A 21,315-nucleotide genomic window follows, 5' to 3' on the forward strand; every position below is an offset into this window, starting at 1 on the left:
GTCCATCAGGACCAAGCCGGCCCACCTGAGACGAGGATCCGGTGTCCTCCTCCGCGAGCGGCACCCACCCGTGTCAGGAGCGCAGGAGCCGCAGGTCGATCGCGTCGGCCATCGCCTTCATCCCCTCGTCGTCGGGGTGGATGTGGTCGCCCGAGTCGTAGGCCGGGTTGAGCGCCGCCGGGTTCGCGGGGTCACGCATGGCCTGGTCGAAGTCGATGACCCCGTCGAAGGCACCGCTGGTGCGGATCCACTGGTTGACGCTCTGGCGGATCTTCTCGGCGTCGGGCGTGTAGTACCCGTTCCCCTGGTCGGGCATCAGCGTCGCGCCGATGATGTCGACGTGGGCGGCGTGTGCCTCGTCGATCAGGGTGCGGTAGCCGTCGATCAGGTCCTGCGCGGTCAGTGGCCGGCCGTCGGGGCCCGCGTTGTTGCCGATGTCGTTGATGCCTTCGAAGAGGATGACGTCCTTGACGCCTTGCTGGCCGAGGGCGTCGTGGCCGAAGCGCTTGAGAGCGCTGACCCCCTGCCACAGGTTCGGGACGTCGGTGAGAACGCGATTGCCGCCGATACCGGCGTCGACGACACTCAGTTTCTGCGGCCCCGGTCCGGAGCCCAGCCGGCGTCCGAGGAAGTCGGGCCACCGGGTGTAGGTGCCGGTCGAGGAGTGGTAGCCGTCCGTGATGGAGTCGCCGAAGGCGACGACGGTGCCCCTCGCGGACGGTGACAGGACGTCCATCCCCGCCAGGTAGTACCAGGAGGTCGTGGTGGTGCCGAACGCGGCGGCGCTGTCGTCACCGGCGTGGTTGCCGGAGGCTATGTACGTGGTGTCGAACGCGTCGGAGTGCCAGGTCGACATCCCCGTCGCGCCGGGGACGTAGAGGCTGACGAGCAGGTTCTCGCCGGCACCGACCGAGATCGGGACGACGTCGCTGACCACCTCTTCGCCGACGGGGATCGTGACGTGGCGCGAGCTGCCGAAGGTGACGTTCCGGGTGGTGCCGCGCGTCGCCTCCCCGCCGCTCGCCTGCACGGCCACGTCGACGGTGCTGACATCGAGCGGCGTGGTGCTGTAGCGGTTCGACAGGGTGATGCGTACGCCCGAACCCGCGACGCTGCTGTGCACCACCATCCGTATGGTCTGGTTGTCGAAGGACGGGCCGCCGGTCGTCATGCTGGGCGACCAGGCGCTGACCCGGGTGCCCTTGCTCTGTGAGGACGATGTGGCGGCGCTCGCCGCATGCGCGGTGCTCAACGGAACGACCGTGAGGATCATCCCGGTCACGGCGCCGAACACGGACAGCAGGGATCTGCGACGCGGTCGGCGATCCGCCGCCGTGCCTTCCTTTTCCGGGGACATCGTTGTTCTCTCCACTCTCCGCGTCATCCGCGGCGGGCCGGCTCCGCGGGGAGTCCGGCCCGGTCCCGCCCCCGCCGAAGACGGACGGATTCCGCACGGCGGGGCGGCCCGCTGATGACGGGTCATCGGGGGTTGGCTCGGGGTGTTCGTGGGGTGCGGCACCGGCCTCAGCCGGGCTCGCCCAGCGTGACCTCAGCCGAGGTTGCTCAACGTGACGGATCCACCCGGCTTGAGGCTGACCCTCCGCGAAGTGCCGCCCGCGAACACGGTCGTGTCACGACCGCCGACGCTCTTCAACGTCACCTGGGTGACCTTGCCGTTCTTCCACTTGAGGTCGGCGACGAAGCCGCCCCGCACGCCGACTCCGGACACCGAGCCGGACGCCGCCCACGCGGCGGGCAGTGCGGGCAGCAACTCCACGTGGCCCGGCCGCGAGTAGACCAGCATCTCGATCATCGCGGAGGGCGTGCCGAAGTTCGCGTCGATCTGGAAGATGCCGCGGCCCTGCCCCATGTCCATGATGTCGAAGAGGTTCGGCGCGGTGCCGTTGCTGCCACCCGCCGACGGCTTCAGGTTGTTGACGACGAGTTGGTAGGCCTTCTCCGCGTTCTTCAGCCGGGCCCAGCACAGGCTGCGCCAGGCGTTGGCCCAGCCGTAGCTGTTCATGCCGCGCGCGGTCAGCAGGGCGGTCGCGCCGGCGAGGATGTCCTTCGGGGTGGACTCGTCCGGGCGGATCCGGTCGCCCGGGAAGAGACCGACGAGCGGGGACAGGTGCCGGTGCGTGGTCTCGCCCAGGTCGTCGGGCGACATCCACTCCTCCAGCCAGCCGGTCTTCGGGCTGACCACGGGCAGGTACAGGCGTTGGCGCAGTCCGTCGACGGTGTCGGCGTAGGAGGTGTCCCTGCCGAGCACCCGGGTCGCGGTGCGGTAGTCGCCGAAGAGGTTCCACACCAGTTCCTGGGCGTAGGTGATGCCCTTGGCGTCGAGCGGGCCCTGCTCGGGGGACCAGTCGCTGTCGGCGATGAGGACCTCGCGTGAGGAGCCGGAGGCGTCGGTGACGGTCGTGGTGATGAGGCGGGCCTCCCAGAACTCCACGGCGCCCTTGAGCAGGGGGTAGATCTTCTCCAGGTGGGCGCGGTCCTGGGTGTACTCGTAGTGTTCGAACAGGTTCTGGCAGAGCCAGGCGTTGCCGGCCGGGTGCCACCACCAGCCGCCTCCGCCGTAGGGGTTGGTGGAGATGGCCACGGTCCAGCCGGCTATCTTCCCGCTGGAGTTGCGGTACCTGTTGGTCGGACTGTTGAAGAGCCGCCGCGTGACGTCCGTCCACGAGGGCAGTTGCGCGAGGCAGTAGTCCGTGAAGGTGTCGAAGCAGTCCGACAGACCGGCGCGATCGGCCAGCCAGTAGTTCATCTGGACATTGATGTCGGTGTGGTAGTCGCCCATCCAGTCCGGGTCGTTGCCGTCCAGCCACGGGCCCTGGAGACCCATCGGCAGCACGCCCCGTGACCCCGAGATCATCAGGTAGCGCCCGTACTGGAGGTAGGCCGCCTCCAGTTCCGGGTCCGGGACGTTGTCCCGGTAGCGGGCCTGTATCCGTTGCCAGGTGTCCAGCTTGCGCTGTGCGGTGGACGAGGTGCCGAGGTCGACGGCCAGTTGCTCGAACACCGGGCGGAAGTCCGCGACGTGGGTGTGCAGCAGGGTGCTCGCGGAGTGGCCGGCCGCGTCCTTGACCTTGGTGCGCGCCAGACGCTCCGGGTCCAGGGCCGGGTCGCGGAACCCGCTCGCCGCGTCGGGCGCGTAGTTCGTGCCGCCGCTGACCACGACGGTGAGGTCCTGGCAGCCGCGGAACGAGATGGACGTACCGCTGACGGTCACCGTGCCGGTGCTGCTGGTCGCCGTGACGGCGGCGCCGTACTTCAGGCCGTTGGCGAGGGAGGCCCCGAACGAGGCGTAGCGCTCCGGGCCGGCCGCGGTGGTGCGCTCGCCGTGGGTGCCGGCCAGTGTGACGGTGCCGGTGTAGGTGCCGCCGCCGAGCTGGGAGAAGTACACGACGATGACGTCGTCGGGGCGGCTGGCGAAGATCTGCCGCTGGTAGGTGACGCCGGACAGGTCGTAGGACGCGCTGACGAAACCCTGGGCCAGGTCCAGGGTGCGGCGGTAGTTGTCGACGGAGCCCAGGTCGTGACCGGGGATGTCGACCGTGAGCTCGGCCAGCAGGGTCAGGGAGCCGAAGTCGTCCCGTCCGTAGGGGAACTGGCCGTCGTCCTGGAGGGTGTCGTTGGCGCCACCGGTCCACAGGGTGGCGTCGGTGATCGTCAGCAGTTCGCTGGAGGGGTCGTTGCTCACGAGCGCTCCGAGGCGCCCGTTCCCGACCGGCAGGCCCTGCTGGATCATCGAGGTGGAGGAGCCAGGGGCCCGCCACCACAGTTGGTTCTTCGTGGCGGCGGCGGCGGACAGCATGGGTGAGGAGGTGGGGCGGGAAGGGGCCGCCGACGCGGTGAAGCTCGGCAGACCGCCGAGCGCGGCGGCCATGCCGGCGGTGGCGGCGAGGGAGAGGAAGCCTCTGCGGCTGGGACGGTTTTCGCGCGAATCGGTGTGCTGGGTGTCCACGTGGTGCACTCCATGTCCGGGGAACGGCGCATGCGGGAACGACGGATGCGGGGCCGTCGGGTGTGGTGCGAGGCGGTGGGCCCGGAACGGTCACCGGGCCCACCTGTGCGTCAGGCGGTCTTGGGGACGTCGACCCTGTCGATGTCGGGGGAGTAGTCCCAGCCGCTGTCGAACGTGATGCTGTTGGAGCCCGCCTTCAGGGCCAGCTGGACGCTGACGGTCTGGACCGTGCTCCAGTCACCCGTGGAGGGGAACTTCAGACGGGTGCCGTTGCCGCTGTTGGAGTAGACGGTCACCGACCGGGGGTCACCGCTGACGTAGCCGACGTTGATGGTGTAGATGCCGTCCTTCTTCACCGTGATGTCGTTGAACTGCAACCTGCTGTCGAGGTAGAGGTTGCCGACCTTCTTGCCGCCGGAGCAGGAGTCGCACGAGGCGAGGGAGGCGTTGCCGGTCAGGGTGTTGTTCCCGGACTCGGCCTCGTAGCGGATGGTCGCCGGCGAGGTGCCGCCCGGCTTGACGGTGAACAGCCGTGAGCCGTGCGCGGGCAGCGTCGCGCTGATCCTGTTCTTGTACGTCCCGAGGTTCTGGTGCCTCCACAGGTCGCGTACGGAGGCCGCGCCGGTGAAGCCGAACGACGCCCAGTCAGCGGTGACGGAGGCCGAGGAGTCGCCGAGGTTGAACAGGGCGACGGTGTAGCTGCCGTCCGCGTTCCTGGTCCCCCAGACCTGCTGGTCGCCCATCGGCGTGACCGGGCGTGCCACCGGCGAGTCGCTCTGGTCGACGGCGATGACCTCCTGGTTGGTCAGCAGGGAGAGGCCGTAGTCGTCCAGTCTGGTGAGGTCGTCCCCGGTGTACAGGGGCGACTTGTTGATGGCCCACAGGGTCATGTAGCTCTGCCGCTCGGCAGGGGTGAGGCCGTCCATCTCCCCGTTGCCGACGTCGATCGCGTCGAGATCGTTCCAGCCTCCCGGGCCTGCCTTGCCGCTCCAGGCGGGGGCGTCGTTCCACCGGTCGTTGACCGAGTTCTCCCAGGTGACCAGGGTCTTGCAGTAGCACTCCACATCGGTGTCGATGCGCCAGCCGTTGGAGTACTTCTTCCAGTCGGCGGCGTGGCCGATGTCGAGCGACCAGGACAGTTCCAGGTGCATCGGGCGTCCGGTGTCACCGATGGCCTTGTGCCAGGCGGCGACGTCCGGGACGTTGTCGTAGTTGTCTCCGGACTTGAACGAGCCGGGACCCACGCCGTCGAGCTTCAGGAAGTCGTAGCCCCAGTCCGCGAGCATCTGTGCCTGCGAGTCGATGTACTTCTGCGCGCAGGGGTTGTCGAAGTCCAGCTTGTAGGCGCTGTCCCAGCCGTTGGTGGTGCGCAGGTCGGGGTAGACCACGTCCGCGGTGGTGCAGCCGGGGGCGTTGCGGATCGGCACCTTGCCCTCGCCGTACGCCCCCTTCTCCAGGCCGACGGGCAGGTAGATGCCGGCCTTGAGGCCCTTGGCGTGGATGTGGTCGGCGACGGACTTCATCCCGTGCGGGAACCGGACCGGGTCGGGCGTCTGCCGGCCGTACTGGTCGAACTCGGACGTCCAGTTCTGGTCCATCCACCAGCCGGCGTCGATGTTGACGTACTCGTAGCCGTACTTCTTCAGCGTGGCGGCCAAGGCGTCCGCCTGCTTCAGCACGTTGGCCTCGGTGAGGTAGCTGTAGCTGCCGTCCGGATTCAGCCCCGGGTACTGGGAGGACTGCATGCTCCAGCTCGACCAGCCCATGTAGGGCTTGGCCGCGAGACCGGACGTGGCATCGGCCGTCGTCGAAGCGGAATCGGCGGCCGTGGCCGTGGCCGTGGCCGTGGACTTGGCCGTGGACTTGGCGGTGGCGGCCATGGCCTGGTCGACGGCCGGGACCGCTGTGGCGAGTCCGGCCGTGACGGCCAGCACCAGCGTCGCTCTGAGGGTACGGCGCGGGAAGCCGGGGCGGGTTCCGCGCAGGGCTGTGGACGGGGATGACCGCATGGGTCGCCTCCTGGGGGTGGGGTGAGCGGAATCGTGCGGTGGTACCCGGTGGGGGACGGGTGCGGTACCGGGCGGGACGCCGGGGAGGCGGCCGAGCGGCCGGCCGCCAGGGCGTCGGAACGGCGGCTCGGTCCGTGCCCGAGCCGATGGAGCCCGCTGGTGCGCCGTCGCCGTGGCGTGCGGCGCACCAGGAGAGCAGGGGGTCGCGGTCATGGGCGCACCTGACCCGACGAACGTGGGGAGGGGAACCGTCTTCGCGTCGGGCCGCGCGCCGCCGTCGGCGGGTGCGGGCGGCGCCGGGCTCGTGGCGGCCCCGGCGCCGGACAGCGCCTGGGGGCCGTCCGGCGGCGGGACGCGTCGGCGGCCTACGGACCGCGGCTGTGCAGCGTCATGGTCTGCTCCTCGTACGTGTCCGATCCCATGAAGGACTGGATCGCGGTGGCCGCGGCCCCGCGGGCCCACTCCTCGAAGGGGAGCGGACGTGTCACCACGTCACAGCGTGCGGCGGTACCGAAGGCGGACGCGGCGAACGCGTTCCGGATGCCCTCGGCGAAGAGGTCGTAGGCGGCCAGGCCCTCCCCGGAGATGATCACCCGCTCGGGACCGAGGATGTTCACCAGGGAGCCGATCGCCTTGCCGATGGCCTCGCCGGCCCGTGCGTAGACCGCTCGGGCACCGGGGTCCTCCCGGTGGGCCAGATCCAGCGCCTCGGCGGTGTCGGTCACCTGCTTGCCGGTGGCCGCGCGCACCGCGCGGACGATCGCGGGGTCCGCCGCGATCGCCTCCACGCATCCCCGGTTGCCGCAGTGGCACCGCGGGCCGAGCGGGTCGAGGGACAGATGCCCGATCTCGCCGGCCACGCCGTGCGCGCCCGACACCACCCGTCCGTGCACCACCAGGCCACAGCCGATGCCGGCGCCCACGGTCACCAGGGCGAAGTGCGAGAGTCCGACTCCGGCCCCGAACCAGTGCTCGGCGACCGTGAGCGCCCGCACGTCGTTGTCGACCGTGACCGGCAACCCGGTCGCGGCGGCGGTGAGTTCGGCGAGCGGCACGTCCCGCCACTCCAGGAAGGGCGAGTAACGGACCACCCCCTCGGCCCGGTCCACGTCCCCCGAGATCGCGATGCCCAGCCCCCGCACCCGCACGCCGAATCCGACGGCTTCGGTGAGCAACTCCTGTACCAGCGCGATGATCGCGGGGAGTACCGCCTCCGGCTCGCGGCCCGTGAGGTGTACGTGCCGGGACATCCGGATACGACAACACAGGTCGGCCAGTACGGCGATGATCTCGTCGCCCGTCACCTTGAGCCCGATGAACAGCGCCTTCCCGCCGTCCACCCACACCAGGCTGGCCGGGCGTCCCACGGCGGGCGGCGCCTCTTCGTCCACCCCCTCGACCAGATAGCCGAGTTCCATCAGCGGACGGACCGCCTTGGTGACGGCGGCGGCGGAGAGGCTGGTCCGCCGCGCGACCTCGGCCCGGGTGAGCGGGCCGTGGGAGAGCAGTGTGGTGAAGACCAGGGAAGCGGCCGGAGTCATCGTGGGGACCGACTCACGGGGGGAGGTCGGGCGCATGGCCGGAAACCTAGGCGTGACTCTTTTCCGCTGTCAATGAAAAAACCGTACTTCTTCAGAAGTGCTTACCGGAGGGGCGATGAACCTCTGAAACGGCATGCTGCACACGGATTCTGACGGCGGATCGAAGGACTCGGGTCCGATGACGGCGGCAGCATCTCGGCCGTTCCCGGCAGAACCCGGAGCCCGCCGCTGACGTGACGATTCCTATAGGGTTTTGATTCGGTCCGACGTGACGATGACCGATCGATGGACCGCCGCAGCCGGACCTGTCCGCTTCTTCGAGCAGGTCGGCAGCGATTGTGCGGTCCGAGGGGTTGACGCGCAGCGTCGGGTGGCCAAGCATCGCCGTACCGATTTCCTATTTGATTCATGGGAGTGGTGGAGATGCGTCCCCCGACCCGTTCCGTCCTCTCAGGGGTTGCCGTCGCCGTGCTCTTGGCGGCCCCGGCGGCCTGCACCATCAAGAACTCCGGCGCCGACACCGGCGCCCGGCCCCCCGCAACGGGCAAGTCCGGCACCGGCAGCGCCGAGTTGGCCGACGGGTCGGGCGTCAAGGTGGCCCTCGTGCCCGGCGGCGCCCACCCGTACTTCCAGCCCTGGAAAGCCGCGGGCGCCGCAGCGAAGAAGGAGTACGGCCTCGGGGACGTGACCTTCGACGAGACCGCCGAGTGGGACCAGCAGAAGCAGGACAACCTGCTCTCCACGCTCGCGGCCCGCGGATACAACGCGTTCGGGGTCTTCGGGGTGTCGCCCACCGACATCAACACCACCTTCGAGGACCTCAGGACACAGGGTTTCGCCGTGGCCTCGCTCGCCTCCTGCCCGGCCGGCCCCACCGACAAGGCCGACTTCTGCCTGTCCACGGACGTGGAGGTCGCCGCCTACAAGGCGGCCAGGGCCGCGATCGACGCAATGGGCGGCAAGGGCACGCTCGTCCACCTCACCGGCAACAACGTGGACGCCAACACACAGCTGCGCATCAAGGGCGTGGCCAAGGCGGTGAAGGAGTCCGGCGGCAAGGTCAGGCTGTTGCAGACCATCACCGACGTCGACAAGGACCTGCAAACCGCGCAGAAGGCGGTCTCCGACCTGCTCGCGGCCAAGGGCGACCGGATCCAGGGCATCGTCACCACCGCCTACAACCCCGCCGTCGCCGCCGCCGACGCGGTGAAGAGTTCCGGGTCCGCCGCCAAGGTCGTCGCCATCGACGACGACGCCAAGATCCTCGGCGCGATCAAGGACGGCTCGGTCGCCGCGACCGTCGTGCAGAACCCCGTGGGACAGGCCGAGGTGGGCACGTGGGCGCTGGCGCTGTTGCAGACGAAGCAGTGCGCCATGCGCCACCCGGGCCAGACCATCGACTCCGGTTCGTTCGTGGTCACGAAGGCGAACGCGGCCACCTACGACGCGGCCAGGAAATCGAAGACCGAGCAGCTCAAGAAGGAGTTCGCGGACACGCTCCTCGTCTGCGAGTGACCACCGACGGCCCTACGGAAAGCGGACCCCGCCCGATGACCACCATCACGACCGCGACCGCGCTGCTCGCCGACATCGCGGTGGAGAAGGACCGCACGGACGCCGTGCAGGCCTTCGTCAAGCAGGAGACGATCCTCGTCCGGATCACCACCGGGGACGGCCTTTGCGGAACCGGCTACGCCTACACGATCGGCACCGGCGGATCATCCGTCCTGGCCCTGCTCCGGGAGCACCTGCTGCCCCTCCTCGTCGGAGCGGACGCCCGTAACGTCGAGGCGTTGTGGCAGCGGCTGTTCGCCACGACACGGGCCACCACCACCGGGGCCATCACCTCCCTGGCCCTCGCCGCCGTGGACACCGCCCTGTGGGACCTGCGGTGCAAGCGCGCCGGTGAACCGCTGTGGCGGCTGGCCGGCGGCCACCGCCAGGAGGTCCCGCTCTACGACACCGAGGGCGGCTGGCTCCACCTGAGTACCGACGACCTGGTCCGTTCGGCCCGCGCGGCCCAGCGGGCCGGATGGGCGGGCGTCAAGATCAAGGTGGGGAAGCCGCACGTGGCCGAGGACGCCGAGCGGCTGCGCGCCGTCCGCGAGGCGGTCGGCCCGTCCATGCACATCATGACCGACGCCAACCAGTCACAGACCATCTCGTCGGCCCTCCACCTCGCGGCTGCCCTTGAGCCCTACGGACCGTACTGGTTCGAGGAGCCCCTCCCGGCCGACGACGTCAGCGGACACGCCCGCCTGGCCGCCGCGACGAGAATCCCCCTCGCCGTCGGTGAATCCCTGTACTCCGCCATGCAGTTCCGCACCTACCTGGAGTCGGGCGCCGCCTCTGTCGTGCAGGTCGACGCCGCGCGCGTCGGCGGCATCACCCCGTGGCTGAAGGTCGCGCACACGGCGGAGAGCCACAACGCCATGGTCTGCCCGCACTTCCTGATGGAACTGCACGTGAGCCTGGCCGCCGCGGTGCCCAACGGCATGTTCGTCGAGTACATCCCGCAGTTGAGGGCGGTGACCCGCACCGAGCTGACGGTCCGTGACGGACGGGCGGTGGCACCGGACGTGCCGGGGATCGGGATCGACTGGGACATGGACGCCATCGACGACAGGAGGGTGGCATGAGGACACCCGTCACGGCACCGGAACACGAGACCGGCGAGGCGGCCGGCGCACAGCGCCCCCCGCGGCGGCTGCCGTTCTGGGTGGACCAGCGGCTCGGGCTCCTGGTGCTCACCGTCGCCCTCGCCGCGCTGTTCGGCGCCCTGCGGCCGGCGTTCCTCGATCAGCGGCTCGTGCTGTTCCCCCTGCTGCGGGAGATCTCGACGCTGACCGTGGTGGCGCTCGCCCAGCTGGCCGTCCTGTCCGTGGGACACATGAACCTCGCCGTCGGCCGGATGGCGGCCTTCGGCGCCCTCTTCGCCGGCCTCGGCTACGACCGGCTCCACCTTCCGCTCCAACTCGGCCTCCTGGTCTGCCTGTTCGCCGGAGCCGTCATCGGCGGCCTGACGGGCTGGATCATCGCCCGGACCGGTGTGAGCTCCTTCGTGGTCACCCTGGCCATGGACTTCGCGCTGATGGGACTGGTCTCCCTGCTCTACTCGGCGCTGACCGAGAACGCGGCCTTCACCACGCGGCCCGGCGGGCTCCTGGACCTGCGCTCCGCCTCACTCGCCGACATCTGCGTCGGTCGCGTCTGCGGATCCCCGGCCGTGCCGCAGATGGCGCAGTTCACGGTGCTGGCACTGGTCGGCCTCGGCTTCCTGTACACCCGCACCCGGATGGGCCGGGAGCTGCTGCTGACGGGGGCCAACCCGAAGGCGGCGGAGTTGTCGGGCATCCCCACGGGCCGCCGCGTGATCCTCGCGCACAGCCTGTCCGGACTGCTCGCCGCGCTCGCCGGATTCATGGCCGCTGTCAGCACCGGCACGTTCCGCGCCTCCATCGGCGACGACTTCATGCTGCCCTCGTTCCTCGGCTCGGTCCTCGGCGGCACCCTTCTCACCGGCGGGGTCGTCTGCGTGGTCGGAGCGCTGCTGGGCACCTCCCTCGTCGCGGTCATCCGCAAGGGCCTGGACCTGCTCGGCGTCGGCCTGGAGAGCCTGAACATCTACCTCGGCTGCGTCCTCCTGCTGGCCCTGTCGGCCGACCGGGTGCGCGCCGTCGTGTCCTACCGCAAGGTGGTGCGCTCCACGTGATCACGATCACCGAGTACGGAGCCCGGACCTCCGCGGCCCTGCGCCGCTTCTCCCGCTCCACGACCATGACCCTGCTGTGCGTCACGCTGGGCGGCTACCTGGCCCTGGGGATCGCCTCGTCGGGCGAGTTCTTCCAAGGACCCTCGGTACGGACCTTCCTCCAGTACCTGGCCACGCCGGTCCTCATCGGGCTGGCCCAGATGGTCGCCCTGTGCGTCGGACAGCTCAACCTCGCCGTCGGCGCCCTGGGAGGCTGCACGGCCTGTCTGATGGGCGTCCTGATGGCGGACGGCGGCGTCCCGGCACCCATCGCGGTGGCGGCCGGCGTCCTCACGGCGATGCTGGTCGGTCTGGTGACCGGTGTCTTCATCGTGGCCACCCGGATCAACGGCTTCATCGTCACGCTCGGCGTGATGACCATCCTGCTGGGGGCGCAGTACCGGCTGGCCGGCACACGTACCGTCGACGGCTACTCACCGGCCCTCAAGGCGCTCGGCCGGGCGGCCCCGCTGAACCTCCCGCTGGTGTTCCTCACCGCACTGGCCGTGGCGGCCCTGCTGGCCGTGTTCCTGTACCGCGCGACCGCCGGACGACGGCTCCTCGCGGCAGGCGGCAACCCGCTGGCGGCAAGGCTGTCCGGCATCTCCACCGACCGGCAGATCGTGCTCGCGCACACCCTGTCCGGCCTCCTGGTCGGCGTCGCCGCCGTGACCGCGACGGCGTCACTGCCCGGCGTCAACCGCAGCGTGGGCGGCGACTGGCTGCTGCCGAGCTTCGCCGCCCCGATCATCGGCGGCGTCGGGCTCGGCGGGGGCTCCGTCGCGGTGTTCGGCACGGTGCTGGCGGCGTTCGTGATGCGGCTCATCGACGCCGCGCGCGCCCAGTTCTCGCTCGACCCGAGCTGGGTGAACTTCCTCATCGGCCTGGTCGTGCTCGGCACGGTGGTCGGTGGCCGCGTCCACCAGACGCATCTGGAGAAGAAGGGGAAGGCGCACGGTCGTACCCCGCCGGCACCGGCCGGCCGGGGACCGACGGCCGACGCCGCCCTGCCGAACGCGGGAGGTGGGCAGTGAACGACGTCCTTCTCGAAGGCCGGGAGATCGTCAAGGTCTTCCCCGGAGTACGGGCCCTGGACGGCGTCGGACTGCGCCTGACGGCCGGATCCGTACACGCGCTGCTGGGCGAGAACGGTGCGGGCAAGTCCACGCTCATCAAGGTCCTGACCGGCGTCCACGCGCCCGACGGCGGCCGGCTCACCTGGCGCGGCGAAGGGGTCCGCCTGCGCTCGCCGCTGGAGGCCACCCGCACCGGCATCGGCGTCGTCCACCAGGAACGCAACCTCATACCCGACTTCTCGGTGGCGGAGAACATCACCCTGCAAAGCCCTCCCGCGCGCCGTGGGTTCGTCGACCGCGGGGCCATGAGCACGCCCGCCCTGCGCTGCCTGGCCGAGCTGGACCTGGACCTGGACCCGCTCCGGCCGGTACGCGAACTGTCGGTGGCCCAGCAGCAGTTGGTGGAGATCGCGAAGGCGCTCTACACCGAGAGCCGGGTGCTGCTGCTCGACGAGCCGACCGCGTCGTTGTCCCCGCGGGAGGCCGATCGCCTCTTCGGTGTCGTCCGGCGGCTGACGGCCCGTGGCACGTGCGTCGTCTTCGTCAGCCACAAACTGGAAGAGGTCTTCGCCCTCTGCGACACCGTCACCGTGCTGCGCGACGGCCGGTCCGTGCTGGAGTCCTCTCCGCTCGCCGGCCACACCCACGACGACATCGTGAACCTGATGGTGGGACGCGCGCACACGGCGACCGAGATGCCGCCACGCGCCCCGGACCGTACGGCCGCCCCGGTCCTCGCGCTCGACGGCGTCTCCACCGCCGACGGCCACCGGGACGTCTCCCTGGAGGTGCGCCCCGGCGAGATCGTCGGTCTCTACGGCCTCGTCGGCGCCGGGCGCAGCGAACTGGTCAAAGCCGTACTGGGCCTCGACCGGATCACCGCCGGTGAGATCAGGATGCACGGCACCCCGGTCCGGATCGCCTCGCCCCGCCAGGCGCTGCACGAGTTCGGGATCGGCTACCTGACGGAGAACCGCAAGGAAGAGGGCGTCTTCCTCGAACAGCCCATCCACCGGAACATCACGGTCACGGTGTGGAGGAAGCTGGCCAAGGCCCTCGGGTACGTTCCCGCTGCCGAGGAGCGGAATGCGGCACAGGACTTGGTCGACCGGCTCGGCATCCGCATCTCGGGCCTTGAGCAGAACGCGGGTGAACTGTCAGGCGGCAACCAGCAGAAGGTGAGTCTGGCGAAGTGGCTCGCGGCCGACACCCGCCTGCTGATCGTCGACGAACCGACCGTGGGCGTCGACGTGCGCACCAAGCACGCCTTCCACCGGCTCCTGTGGGAGCTGGCCCGCGAAGGTCTGCCGATCCTGCTGATCAGCAGCGACCTGACCGAGATGATCACGCTGGCGGACCGTGTCCTCGTCATGGCCGACCACCGCGTCCGTGGCGAGGTCGACAACGACGGGGACTACGAACGGATGAGCGGCCGGATCATCCGCATCATCCACGACCGTGCGCTCCCGGCGACCACGGAGAGGAAGGCGGGATGAAGCGCGTGGCACAGTGCGTGCGGGAGGCGGCACCGGGGGAGGGCGGGCCTCGGTGGAACAGGTGTTCCTCATGCCCTGAAACCCGGCCGACCCCGGGCCGGACAACGTGCTCACCTCGGTAAACTGCATCGTCCCGACAACCCGGAGCGGCAGGAACTGGAGAACGGATGCCACAGCATGACAGTTCCTCCGCCGGGCTCCCCGAGTCCGGGAGCAGCCGATCCGCCCGTGCCGGTCGCCAGGTTCTCTCGGACAGCGTCTACGAACAGATCAAGGCCATGGTCATGGACCATGAGATCGCTCCGGGCGCCCGCGTGGGGATCGAAGCGCTGTCGCGTGCTCTCGGAGTCTCGCCCACGCCCGTCCGCGAGGCACTGGCCAGGCTGGAGTCCGACGGACTCGTGGTCAAGAGGTCGCTGTCCGGGTACCGGGCGACGGAGCTGCTGACGCGCGAGGGCCTTGAGCAGCTCTTCGAGATGCGGCTCCTCCTGGAACCGCGAGCGGCGGCCCTCGCCGCCGCCAACGCCACCGAGGAGCAACTCGACGCCATCGAGCGGCTTGTGGAGGAGATGCAGACCCACCCGGGGCCGACGGGGCGCTACGCGGACTACCGCGGCTTCGCCGCTCTGGACCAGCGCTTCCACGACACCATCGCGGTGGCCTCGCACCGTCCGCTGCTCGCCGACGCGGTGGAGCGGCTCCACTCCCATCTGCATGTCTTCCGCATCCGAAGCGCCGGGAACGCCGACGACCCGACGCTCGCGGAACACGAACGTGTCGTACGCGCGATACTGCGCCGCAAGCCCGAGCGCGCCGCGGAAGCCATGGCGGAGCACCTCACCGGGAGCCTCCAGCGCCAGCTCGGCCAGGCCCAAAAGCCCTGACCGGCGCCGCACGCGCACCGGACACCACCGTCCCGTGATCGGTCCGAGCCACCGGATCCGGGCGGGCGCACGCATGCCTGCCGCGGGCCGCGCGTGCTGCCGGGGAGCGGGTACCCGTGTGGTGCCCGAGGATGGGCATGACCCGAGCGGCCAGGAAAGAGGGGCGCAGTGACCGACAGCGCGGCGTCGCTGTTGCGGCTGATGCAGGCCAGTCATACGGCTACGTTCGAAGAGCTTCCGGGGATGATCGCCGACCACGCCGCCGTGGCAGGCATGCACGACGTGGCCCTCTTCGTGGTGGACATCCGGGAGACGGTGCTGCGCCGGCTCACCGGTCGGGGGCTGGGTGCCGGGGACCGCGGGCAGGAGTTCACCGTTTCGGGCAGTCTGCCCGGCCAGGCATACCGGCGCGTGGGCATGCTCGCCGAACCCGGCTGGGAGGGAACACGTGACCGTCCGGGCGGGCGGCGGTGGTGGGTGGCCATCACCGACGGCGTGGAACGCCTGGGTGTACTGCGGGCCGACACCGCCAGCGACGACGAACCCGTCCGCCAAGCCCTGCGCGACCTGGCGTCGATGACGGCCCTGCTGTTGCTGAGCAAGCGGTCCTTCAGCGACTCCTACGCGCGTCTGGTGCGTACGGAGCGGATGAACGTGGCCGCGGAGATGCAGTGGAACCTCACCCCGCCAGCCGCCTACGCCGGTCACGACGTCACCGTCGGCGCGGTGATGGAGCCCGCCTACCAGGTGGGCGGCGACGCCTTCGAGTACGCGGTGGCCGGCAGCACCCTCCACCTGGGCGTCTTCGACGCCATGGGCCACGACACCACCGCCGGGATCACCGCGAACGTCGCCGTGGCCGCCTGCCGCAACGCCCGCCGCCAGGGTGCCTCGCTGACCGAGACCAGCCGGTTGGTGGAGGAGACGCTGATCGAGCAGTTCGGCACCAGCCGCTACGTCACCGGCATCCTGGCCGACCTGGACATGGCGAGCGGCTGGCTGACCTGGATCAACCGTGGTCAGCACCTGCCGATCCTGATCCGCGGCAACCGCTGGACCACCGAACTGGCCTGCCCCCCGGCCGGCCCCATGGGCGCCGACCTCGGCCTGCCGGTCACCACGGCCACCGAGCAGCTCGAACCCGGAGACCGCCTGCTGCTGTACACCGACGGCGTGGTCGAAGCCCGCGACAGGTACGGGACGGAATTCGGCCAGGAACGGTTCGTCGACTTCATCCGCCGTCACCACTCCGGCCGGCACACCCTGCACGAGACCCTGCGCCGGCTGATGGCCGCCATCATGGAACACCATGACGGCAAGCTCGACGACGACGCCACCGTGCTGCTCACCGAGTGGCGCGGCGGTCACCAGCAGGAGCTGACCCCGTGAACCCGGGCCCCCGCGGAACGAGGCGGCCATGAACAGCGACCGGCCCGCCTCCCGTGATCGTCCGCACACCCTCCGGGTGCACGTACGCCGTCTGAGCACCGGCCGTCACCTCGTCACGGTCGTGGGCGACCTCGACCTGCACACCGCCTCACACCTCGCCGACGCCCTGCAACCCCTGGTGCTCACCGGTGGGCACAGCGTGCTCGTGGACCTGTCCGACGTCACCTTCCTGGACTCCACCGGGCTCACCTGCCTGATCGCGGTCTACCGCACGGCCCGGAGCACCGGCGCCCGCCTCGCGCTGATCGCACCCAGCGAACGTGTACGGCGCATGCTGGCGCTCACCGGAACGGACCAGGTACTGCGCAGCTACGCCACCCCGGACTCCGTCCCCGACTGACCGGCCGCGACCGGCGGCGGGTCAGCCGGGGTCGTCGAACATGGCCAGCGGTGCTTGCTCGTCCGTCTCGGGCGCGGGCTGCTCCGGCTGCGGAATCTGCTCGGCCCACACCGTTTTGCCCTGCGGCATGTAGCGGGCACCCCAGCTCTTGGTGAACTGCGCCACGAGGAACAGGCCGCGTCCGCCCTCCTCGGTCGTGGCCGCGCGTCTGATCCGAGGAGAGGTGTTGCTGCCGTCGGAGACCTCGCAGATCAGTGAGTCGTCGCGCAGCGACCGCAGGCCCACCGGTCCCGGGCCGCCGTACCGCACGGCGTTGGTGACCAGCTCGCTGACCACGAGCCCGGTGTCGAAGTCCAGCTCCGACATGCCCCAGATGGCGAGCTGGGCACGGGTCAGCGCCCTGGCCCGGGCCACGGCCGCGGGGTCGGACGGGAATTCCCAGGACGCCATCCGGTCCTCGGGCAGCGCGTGCACACGGGCCAGCAGAAGGGCCACGTCGTCGGACGGGCCGTGGGGCAGGAAGGCGTCCGCTGCCCGAAGGCGGCGGGTATGACTCCACCGCTCCAGGACAATAGGGCAAATGGGGCCCTTGCTCTGGTGCGGCTGCTCGGCCATGAGTGCTTCGGGCCGTTGCCGGCCCCCCCCGTGCGGGTGCTGTGGGCCACCCGCGACGACATGGCCGGCCGCTACGGCGACGTGCTGGGCGTCTGGCGCCCCTGGGCGGCCGGCCGACTGGACGGCTCCCCGGTCGACTCCGGACACCACATGGCCGAAGAGGCTCCCGAGGCAGTCGTCAGCGCACTGCTCGCCTTCTGGGGAGCGGAAACACCGGAGCGGACGGCGGCACAGCAGCCCGCACGGAAGCGCTGTTGACAGCGCGCCGATCGCCGCGCACCGATCGCCCTGCTGGAACAAAATGGGACGAAAGTGACGGCTGACTCGGGGAGGCGCGGTGGCGCAGGGCAACGCAGACAACGACGAGGGGGCCGCCGGGGAGCGTGACCCGTACGAGGGGGAACCCGACGCCCAGGACATCACCGAGGACATCGACGAGTACACCGAGCCCGAGCCGTACGACGTCGAGCCGGAGCCCTACGGCAGCACCGCCACGGCTCATGAGGCCGTGGCCGTCCCCGGCGCCGGGACAACCGGCGCGCGGGTGGCCGCCGGTACCGACCCCGACGTCTTCCTCGACGTTCCGGTGCTGAAGGTCGACGAGATCGACCTGGACGTCGAGGACCTGCGCGCGCACGTCTCGCTGCAAGCCGAGGTGCTCGACCTGGTGAAGCTGAACGTGGGCGCCGATGTCGCGCTGGGCCGGGTGCACCTGGGCATCTCGGGTGTGGAGGCGCAGGCTCAGCTCAGGGTGCGTCTCGACAACGTCGCCTCGATCATCAACCGCGTGCTGACCACGCTCGACCGCAATCCGGAGATCCTGCGTGAGGTGGCGCGGGGGGTCGGGTCCGCGGTGCGGGACGTCGGTGGCGGAGCCCGTCAGGCCGTCGGAGAGCTGGGTACGGGGGCCGGAAGGGCGGTCCAGGACGTCGGCCTGGGCGCCCGGGCCGCCGTACAGGACGTCGGTCACGGCGTCGGCTCGGTGGCCCAGGACATCGGCCAGGGGGCCGCAAGCGCCGTTCAGGGCGTGGGCACCGCTGCCGGGCGGGTGGTGGAGGAGGCCGGCGGTGCGGCGAGCCGGGTCGTCGGCGAGACCGGGGCGGAGGTCGGCGCCGCCACGGGGAAGGTGGCCGACACGGCTTCAGGCGTGACGGAAGCGGCGGCCGAGGCGGCGCGGGACGGCGGACGCGGCATCGCGGACGTCCCGCACGCGGCGGGCGGCGCCGCGCATCGCACCGAGTCCGCCGGACGGGGTGCGGTGCGCAAGCCCGCGGAGGGCCGGCGCCGGGCCGTCCGGGACCAGGAAGGTACCCGCGCGCGCCGAGCGCGCACCGAGGACGGCAAGCCGGCGCTCCGGCCCCGTCGCCACCGCACCACCGAGGAGCGGGAGGAGCCGCCCTGAACGGGGGGCGCGGCAACGGAGAGCCGGGCGTGGGACATCTCGTTCCGGTCGACGGTGCACGCCGAGCGTCTCCGATTCGCGGAGGAACCCACGACGGCCGTCCGCTTCCCCGGCACCGGGGAGCGGGAGTCGACGAGCCACAGCGACCGAACCCGCCTGCCCGACAGGATCGTGCCCGGCGAGGAGTACCGCGACGTCACCGTCGCCTACCGCCTCGCCACCCGGCTCACCGGGCCGGAAGACGGCAGGAGCGGCTCGGGCTCCGTCGGCGTGTCCTGAGGACCCGGTGCCTCAGCTGATCCCCGAGGGCGGCAGTTGGCCCGACGGGTGGTGCGCGCACCCTCCTGAGCAGGCTGTGGGACGGTGCTCCACGGCGCGGGGCGACCTGGAACGCGTCGAGCGGGCCCTCGGACGGGGGTACTGACAGGGACCCCCAGGGCCCGCGCCGTCTCCCTAGGCTGGGCGGCATGGACAATCGGGCCGAAGTGAGCGCATTCCTCAGGACCCGTCGTGACAGGATCACGCCGGAACTGGGGGGTCGGCCGGTGTACGGGCACCGCCGGGTGCCCGGGCTGCGCCGGGGCGAGGTCGCGATGCTCGCAGGGATGAGCGTCGAGTACTACACACGCCTGGAACGCGGAGATCTCAGCGGAGTCTCCGACAGCGTCCTGGACGGCCTGGCCCAGGCCCTGCGGCTCGACGACATCGAACGGGACCACCTCTACGCCCTGGCCCGTGCGGCGAGCGCGACCCCGGCCCGGGTCCGGCGTCGTCCGAAGAAGGCCACCGTGCGGCCCAGCATGCTGCGCCTCATCGAGGGTCTGCACGACCAGCCGGCGTACGTGCGCAACAACCGCATGGACATCCTGGCCGCGAATCCGCTCGCCCGTGCCTTGCTCGGTGAGGTGTTCGAGCAGGAGCCGGCCAACACCTGCCGGTTCGTCTTCCTCGACCCCCGCGCCACCCGTCTCTACCCCGACTGGGAGCGCGTGGCCCGCGACGGAGTCGGGGTCCTGCGGGTGGAGATCGCCAAGCACCCCTACGACCGTGAGCTGTCGAACCTGATCGGTGAGCTGTCCACCCGCAGCGACGCCTTCCGCACGCTGTGGGGGGCGCACGACGTGCACGTCTTCACCGAGGGAACCAAGCGGTTCCACCACCCGGCGGTGGGTGGGATGGAGCTGGTGCACGAAAGTCTGGACCTGTCCGGCGACCAGGGGCTGTCCATCACCGTGTACAGCGCCGATCCCGGCACCCCGGCCGCGGACGCCCTGAAGCTCCTGGCGAGCTGGGCGGCCACACAGGACGAGGCCGCGGCGCAGGCCCACACCGAGGGCTGACGCGGGAGGGGGTCCCTGCCGTTACCCCTCACAAGGGTGACTGCCTGCCGGGCCCGGCGGCTGGTTTCGTGGACTGCGGCGGGCCGGAAGGGCCCCGCCCGCACTCGGCGCGTATGCCGCCTCGCCGGAACCCCTTCGGACGACCGGGGCCGGCGCCGCCGCTCTTGCTCTCTTGGAAGGACCGTCAGTGAGTTCCCCCTCGTCCACGAAGCCGGACACCTCGTCCGCCGCGCCGCCCACGGGTGACAGCGGCACGGCGGCGCCCGGCGGAAAGGCCAAGCTGCCGCCGGTGGTGTGGCTGCTGGGTGCCGTCGCGTTCATCATGGGCACCAGTGAGTTCATCGTCTCCGGCCTGCTGCCGCAGATCTCCGGCGCCCTCGATGTCAGCGTCTCCAGCGCCGGGACGCTGATCACCGCCTTCGCCGTCGGCATGATGATCGGCGCGCCGGTGATGTCCATGGCGACCCGGCGCCTGCCGCGTCGCTCGGCCCTGGTCGCCGCGCTGCTGGTCTTCGCCGCGGGTCACGTCGTCGGCGCGCTCAGCTCGAACCTGACCCTCGCGCTCATCGGCCGGTTCGCCGCCGCGCTCGGCAACGGCACCTTCTGGGCGGTGGGCGCGGTGGTGGCGACCGCCGCCGCGGGACCGGCCGCCGGCACCCGCGCCATGGGCGTGATGGTCGGCGGCATCACCCTCGCCAACATCGTCGGCGTCCCGCTCGGTACGGCGGCCGGCCAACTGTCCGGCTGGCAGGCCCCCTTCTGGATGCTCGCCGCTCTCGCCGTGGCCGCCGCCCTCGTGATCGCCCGCCGGATCCCGGCCGACACCACACGCGCCGACACCTCCCTGCGCGCCGAGACGGCCGCGCTCAAGCATCCGCGCCTGTGGCTCGTCTACCTGGCCATCGCGCTCATCCAGGCCGGCATCATGGCCGCCTACAGCTACGTCGCCCCGCTGCTGACCGACCGCGCCCACCTCGCGACCGCCGCGGTGCCGCTGGCGCTGCTCGGCTACGGCGTCGGCGCCCTGGCCGGCACCACGGCCGGCGGGCGCCTCGGTGACCGGCGGCCCTACGCCACGCTCATCCCGGCCACCGCCCTCACCTGCGCGCTGCTCGGCGCCATCACCCTGTGGGCGACCGACAGCGCCGTGGCCGTGGTTCTGGTCGTGCTGCTCGGCGGAGCCGGCTTCGCCAACAACCCCGTCGTGGTGGGCGAGGTCGTCCGCATCGCCGGAACCGGCCGGTTCCTGCCCATGGCCCTGGCCACCTCCGCGTTCCAGGTCGGCATCGCCACGGGCTCCTGGCTCGGCGGCGTCGCCCTGACCTCCGGCCTGGGCCTGAAGGGCCCGTCGCTGACCGGCTTCGCCTTCGCCCTGGCGGCCCTGCTGCCGCTCGGCCTGCTGGCCGCCTCCCACCGCACGGCGGAACCAGCGCGGAGCTGACCCG

The 21,315-nt window shown here is 71.0% G+C and carries 16 protein-coding genes and 2 pseudogenes; 13 read left to right on the forward strand and 5 right to left on the reverse strand.

Going from position 1 to position 21,315, the window contains the following annotated elements; genetic code table 11:
* Positions 1-73: 73 nt before the first annotated feature.
* From IE294_RS29855 to IE294_RS29870, 4 genes are all read right to left on the reverse strand, one after another.
* Positions 74-1,252, reverse strand: a complete 1,179-nt coding sequence (locus IE294_RS29855; RefSeq protein WP_229917411.1) for an SGNH/GDSL hydrolase family protein — start codon at positions 1,250-1,252, stop codon at positions 74-76.
* A 297-nt stretch (positions 1,253-1,549) separates the two neighbouring features.
* Positions 1,550-3,967 carry a glycosyl hydrolase family 95 catalytic domain-containing protein gene (locus tag IE294_RS29860; protein WP_189891194.1) on the reverse strand — a complete coding sequence of 806 codons (2,418 nt, stop codon included), beginning with the start codon at positions 3,965-3,967 and terminating at the stop codon, positions 1,550-1,552.
* A 110-nt stretch (positions 3,968-4,077) separates the two neighbouring features.
* Complete coding sequence (locus IE294_RS29865; protein WP_189891196.1) at positions 4,078-5,976, reverse strand: alpha-galactosidase D; 1,899 nt, start codon at positions 5,974-5,976, stop codon at positions 4,078-4,080.
* Between the two features lie 365 nt (positions 5,977-6,341).
* Positions 6,342-7,553: an ROK family transcriptional regulator gene (locus tag IE294_RS29870; RefSeq protein ID WP_189891198.1), complete on the reverse strand. Its 1,212-nt coding sequence runs from the start codon at positions 7,551-7,553 to the stop codon at positions 6,342-6,344.
* A 387-nt stretch (positions 7,554-7,940) separates the two neighbouring features.
* Between IE294_RS29870 and IE294_RS29875 the strand changes: the two genes are divergently transcribed.
* From IE294_RS29875 to IE294_RS29910, 8 genes are all read left to right on the forward strand, one after another.
* Positions 7,941-9,032, forward strand: coding sequence for a substrate-binding domain-containing protein (locus tag IE294_RS29875; RefSeq protein WP_189891200.1), 1,092 nt, complete (start codon positions 7,941-7,943; stop codon positions 9,030-9,032).
* Between the two features lie 35 nt (positions 9,033-9,067).
* On the forward strand, positions 9,068-10,156 hold the full coding sequence (locus IE294_RS29880; protein WP_189891202.1) for a mandelate racemase/muconate lactonizing enzyme family protein: 1,089 nt from the start codon (positions 9,068-9,070) through the stop codon (positions 10,154-10,156).
* Positions 10,153-11,229, forward strand: coding sequence for an ABC transporter permease (locus IE294_RS29885; RefSeq protein WP_189891204.1), 1,077 nt, complete (start codon positions 10,153-10,155; stop codon positions 11,227-11,229). The genes IE294_RS29880 and IE294_RS29885 overlap by 4 nt, the downstream gene beginning before the upstream one ends.
* On the forward strand, positions 11,226-12,302 hold the full coding sequence (locus tag IE294_RS29890; protein WP_189891206.1) for an ABC transporter permease: 1,077 nt from the start codon (positions 11,226-11,228) through the stop codon (positions 12,300-12,302). The genes IE294_RS29885 and IE294_RS29890 overlap by 4 nt, the downstream gene beginning before the upstream one ends.
* Complete coding sequence (locus tag IE294_RS29895) at positions 12,299-13,840, forward strand: sugar ABC transporter ATP-binding protein (RefSeq protein ID WP_189891208.1); 1,542 nt, start codon at positions 12,299-12,301, stop codon at positions 13,838-13,840. Before IE294_RS29890 ends, IE294_RS29895 begins: the two co-directional genes overlap by 4 nt.
* Before the next feature lie 167 nt (positions 13,841-14,007).
* Positions 14,008-14,724 carry a GntR family transcriptional regulator gene (locus tag IE294_RS29900; RefSeq protein ID WP_189891210.1) on the forward strand — a complete coding sequence of 239 codons (717 nt, stop codon included), beginning with the start codon at positions 14,008-14,010 and terminating at the stop codon, positions 14,722-14,724.
* Positions 14,725-14,892: 168 nt separating this feature from the next.
* On the forward strand, positions 14,893-16,113 hold the full coding sequence (locus IE294_RS29905) for a PP2C family protein-serine/threonine phosphatase (RefSeq protein ID WP_229917412.1): 1,221 nt from the start codon (positions 14,893-14,895) through the stop codon (positions 16,111-16,113).
* A gap of 28 nt (positions 16,114-16,141) precedes the next feature.
* On the forward strand, positions 16,142-16,513 hold the full coding sequence (locus IE294_RS29910; protein ID WP_189891212.1) for an STAS domain-containing protein: 372 nt from the start codon (positions 16,142-16,144) through the stop codon (positions 16,511-16,513).
* Positions 16,514-16,534: 21 nt separating this feature from the next.
* Here IE294_RS29910 and IE294_RS29915 read toward each other — a convergent pair.
* Positions 16,535-17,050: pseudogene (locus IE294_RS29915) on the reverse strand (ATP-binding protein); the annotation flags it as partial.
* 105 nt (positions 17,051-17,155) lie between these two features.
* Here IE294_RS29915 and IE294_RS29920 point away from each other — a divergent pair.
* The 5 genes and pseudogenes from IE294_RS29920 to IE294_RS29940 form a co-directional block, all read left to right on the forward strand.
* Positions 17,156-17,386, forward strand: a pseudogene (locus IE294_RS29920) (alpha/beta hydrolase); the annotation flags it as partial.
* 79 nt (positions 17,387-17,465) lie between these two features.
* The gene (locus IE294_RS29925; RefSeq protein WP_189891214.1) at positions 17,466-18,530 is read left to right on the forward strand and encodes a hypothetical protein; all 1,065 of its coding nucleotides are present in this window, start codon (positions 17,466-17,468) and stop codon (positions 18,528-18,530) included.
* Between the two features lie 54 nt (positions 18,531-18,584).
* Positions 18,585-18,809 carry a hypothetical protein gene (locus IE294_RS29930; RefSeq protein ID WP_229917413.1) on the forward strand — a complete coding sequence of 75 codons (225 nt, stop codon included), beginning with the start codon at positions 18,585-18,587 and terminating at the stop codon, positions 18,807-18,809.
* Between the two features lie 188 nt (positions 18,810-18,997).
* Positions 18,998-19,870 carry a helix-turn-helix transcriptional regulator gene (locus IE294_RS29935; RefSeq protein WP_189891216.1) on the forward strand — a complete coding sequence of 291 codons (873 nt, stop codon included), beginning with the start codon at positions 18,998-19,000 and terminating at the stop codon, positions 19,868-19,870.
* A gap of 187 nt (positions 19,871-20,057) precedes the next feature.
* Positions 20,058-21,311, forward strand: a complete 1,254-nt coding sequence (locus IE294_RS29940; RefSeq protein WP_189891218.1) for an MFS transporter — start codon at positions 20,058-20,060, stop codon at positions 21,309-21,311.
* Positions 21,312-21,315 lie beyond the last annotated feature (4 nt).

It is taken from the genome of Streptomyces canarius (genome assembly GCF_014650735.1).
GTDB classification, from domain to species: domain Bacteria; phylum Actinomycetota; class Actinomycetes; order Streptomycetales; family Streptomycetaceae; genus Streptomyces; species Streptomyces olivaceoviridis.

Bases quoted from the DNA above. Each gene is read 5' to 3' on its own strand.
- IE294_RS29865 (WP_189891196.1), bottom strand. From the start codon at position 5,976: ATGCGGTCATCCCCGTCCACAGCCCTGCGCGGAACCCGCCCCGGCTTC.
- IE294_RS29870 (WP_189891198.1), bottom strand. From the start codon at position 7,553: ATGCGCCCGACCTCCCCCCGTGAGTCGGTCCCCACGATGACTCCGGCC.
- IE294_RS29875 (WP_189891200.1), top strand. From the start codon at position 7,941: ATGCGTCCCCCGACCCGTTCCGTCCTCTCAGGGGTTGCCGTCGCCGTG.
- IE294_RS29880 (WP_189891202.1), top strand. From the start codon at position 9,068: ATGACCACCATCACGACCGCGACCGCGCTGCTCGCCGACATCGCGGTG.
- IE294_RS29885 (WP_189891204.1), top strand. From the start codon at position 10,153: ATGAGGACACCCGTCACGGCACCGGAACACGAGACCGGCGAGGCGGCC.
- IE294_RS29900 (WP_189891210.1), top strand. From the start codon at position 14,008: ATGCCACAGCATGACAGTTCCTCCGCCGGGCTCCCCGAGTCCGGGAGC.
- IE294_RS29910 (WP_189891212.1), top strand. From the start codon at position 16,142: ATGAACAGCGACCGGCCCGCCTCCCGTGATCGTCCGCACACCCTCCGG.
- IE294_RS29935 (WP_189891216.1), top strand. From the start codon at position 18,998: ATGGACAATCGGGCCGAAGTGAGCGCATTCCTCAGGACCCGTCGTGAC.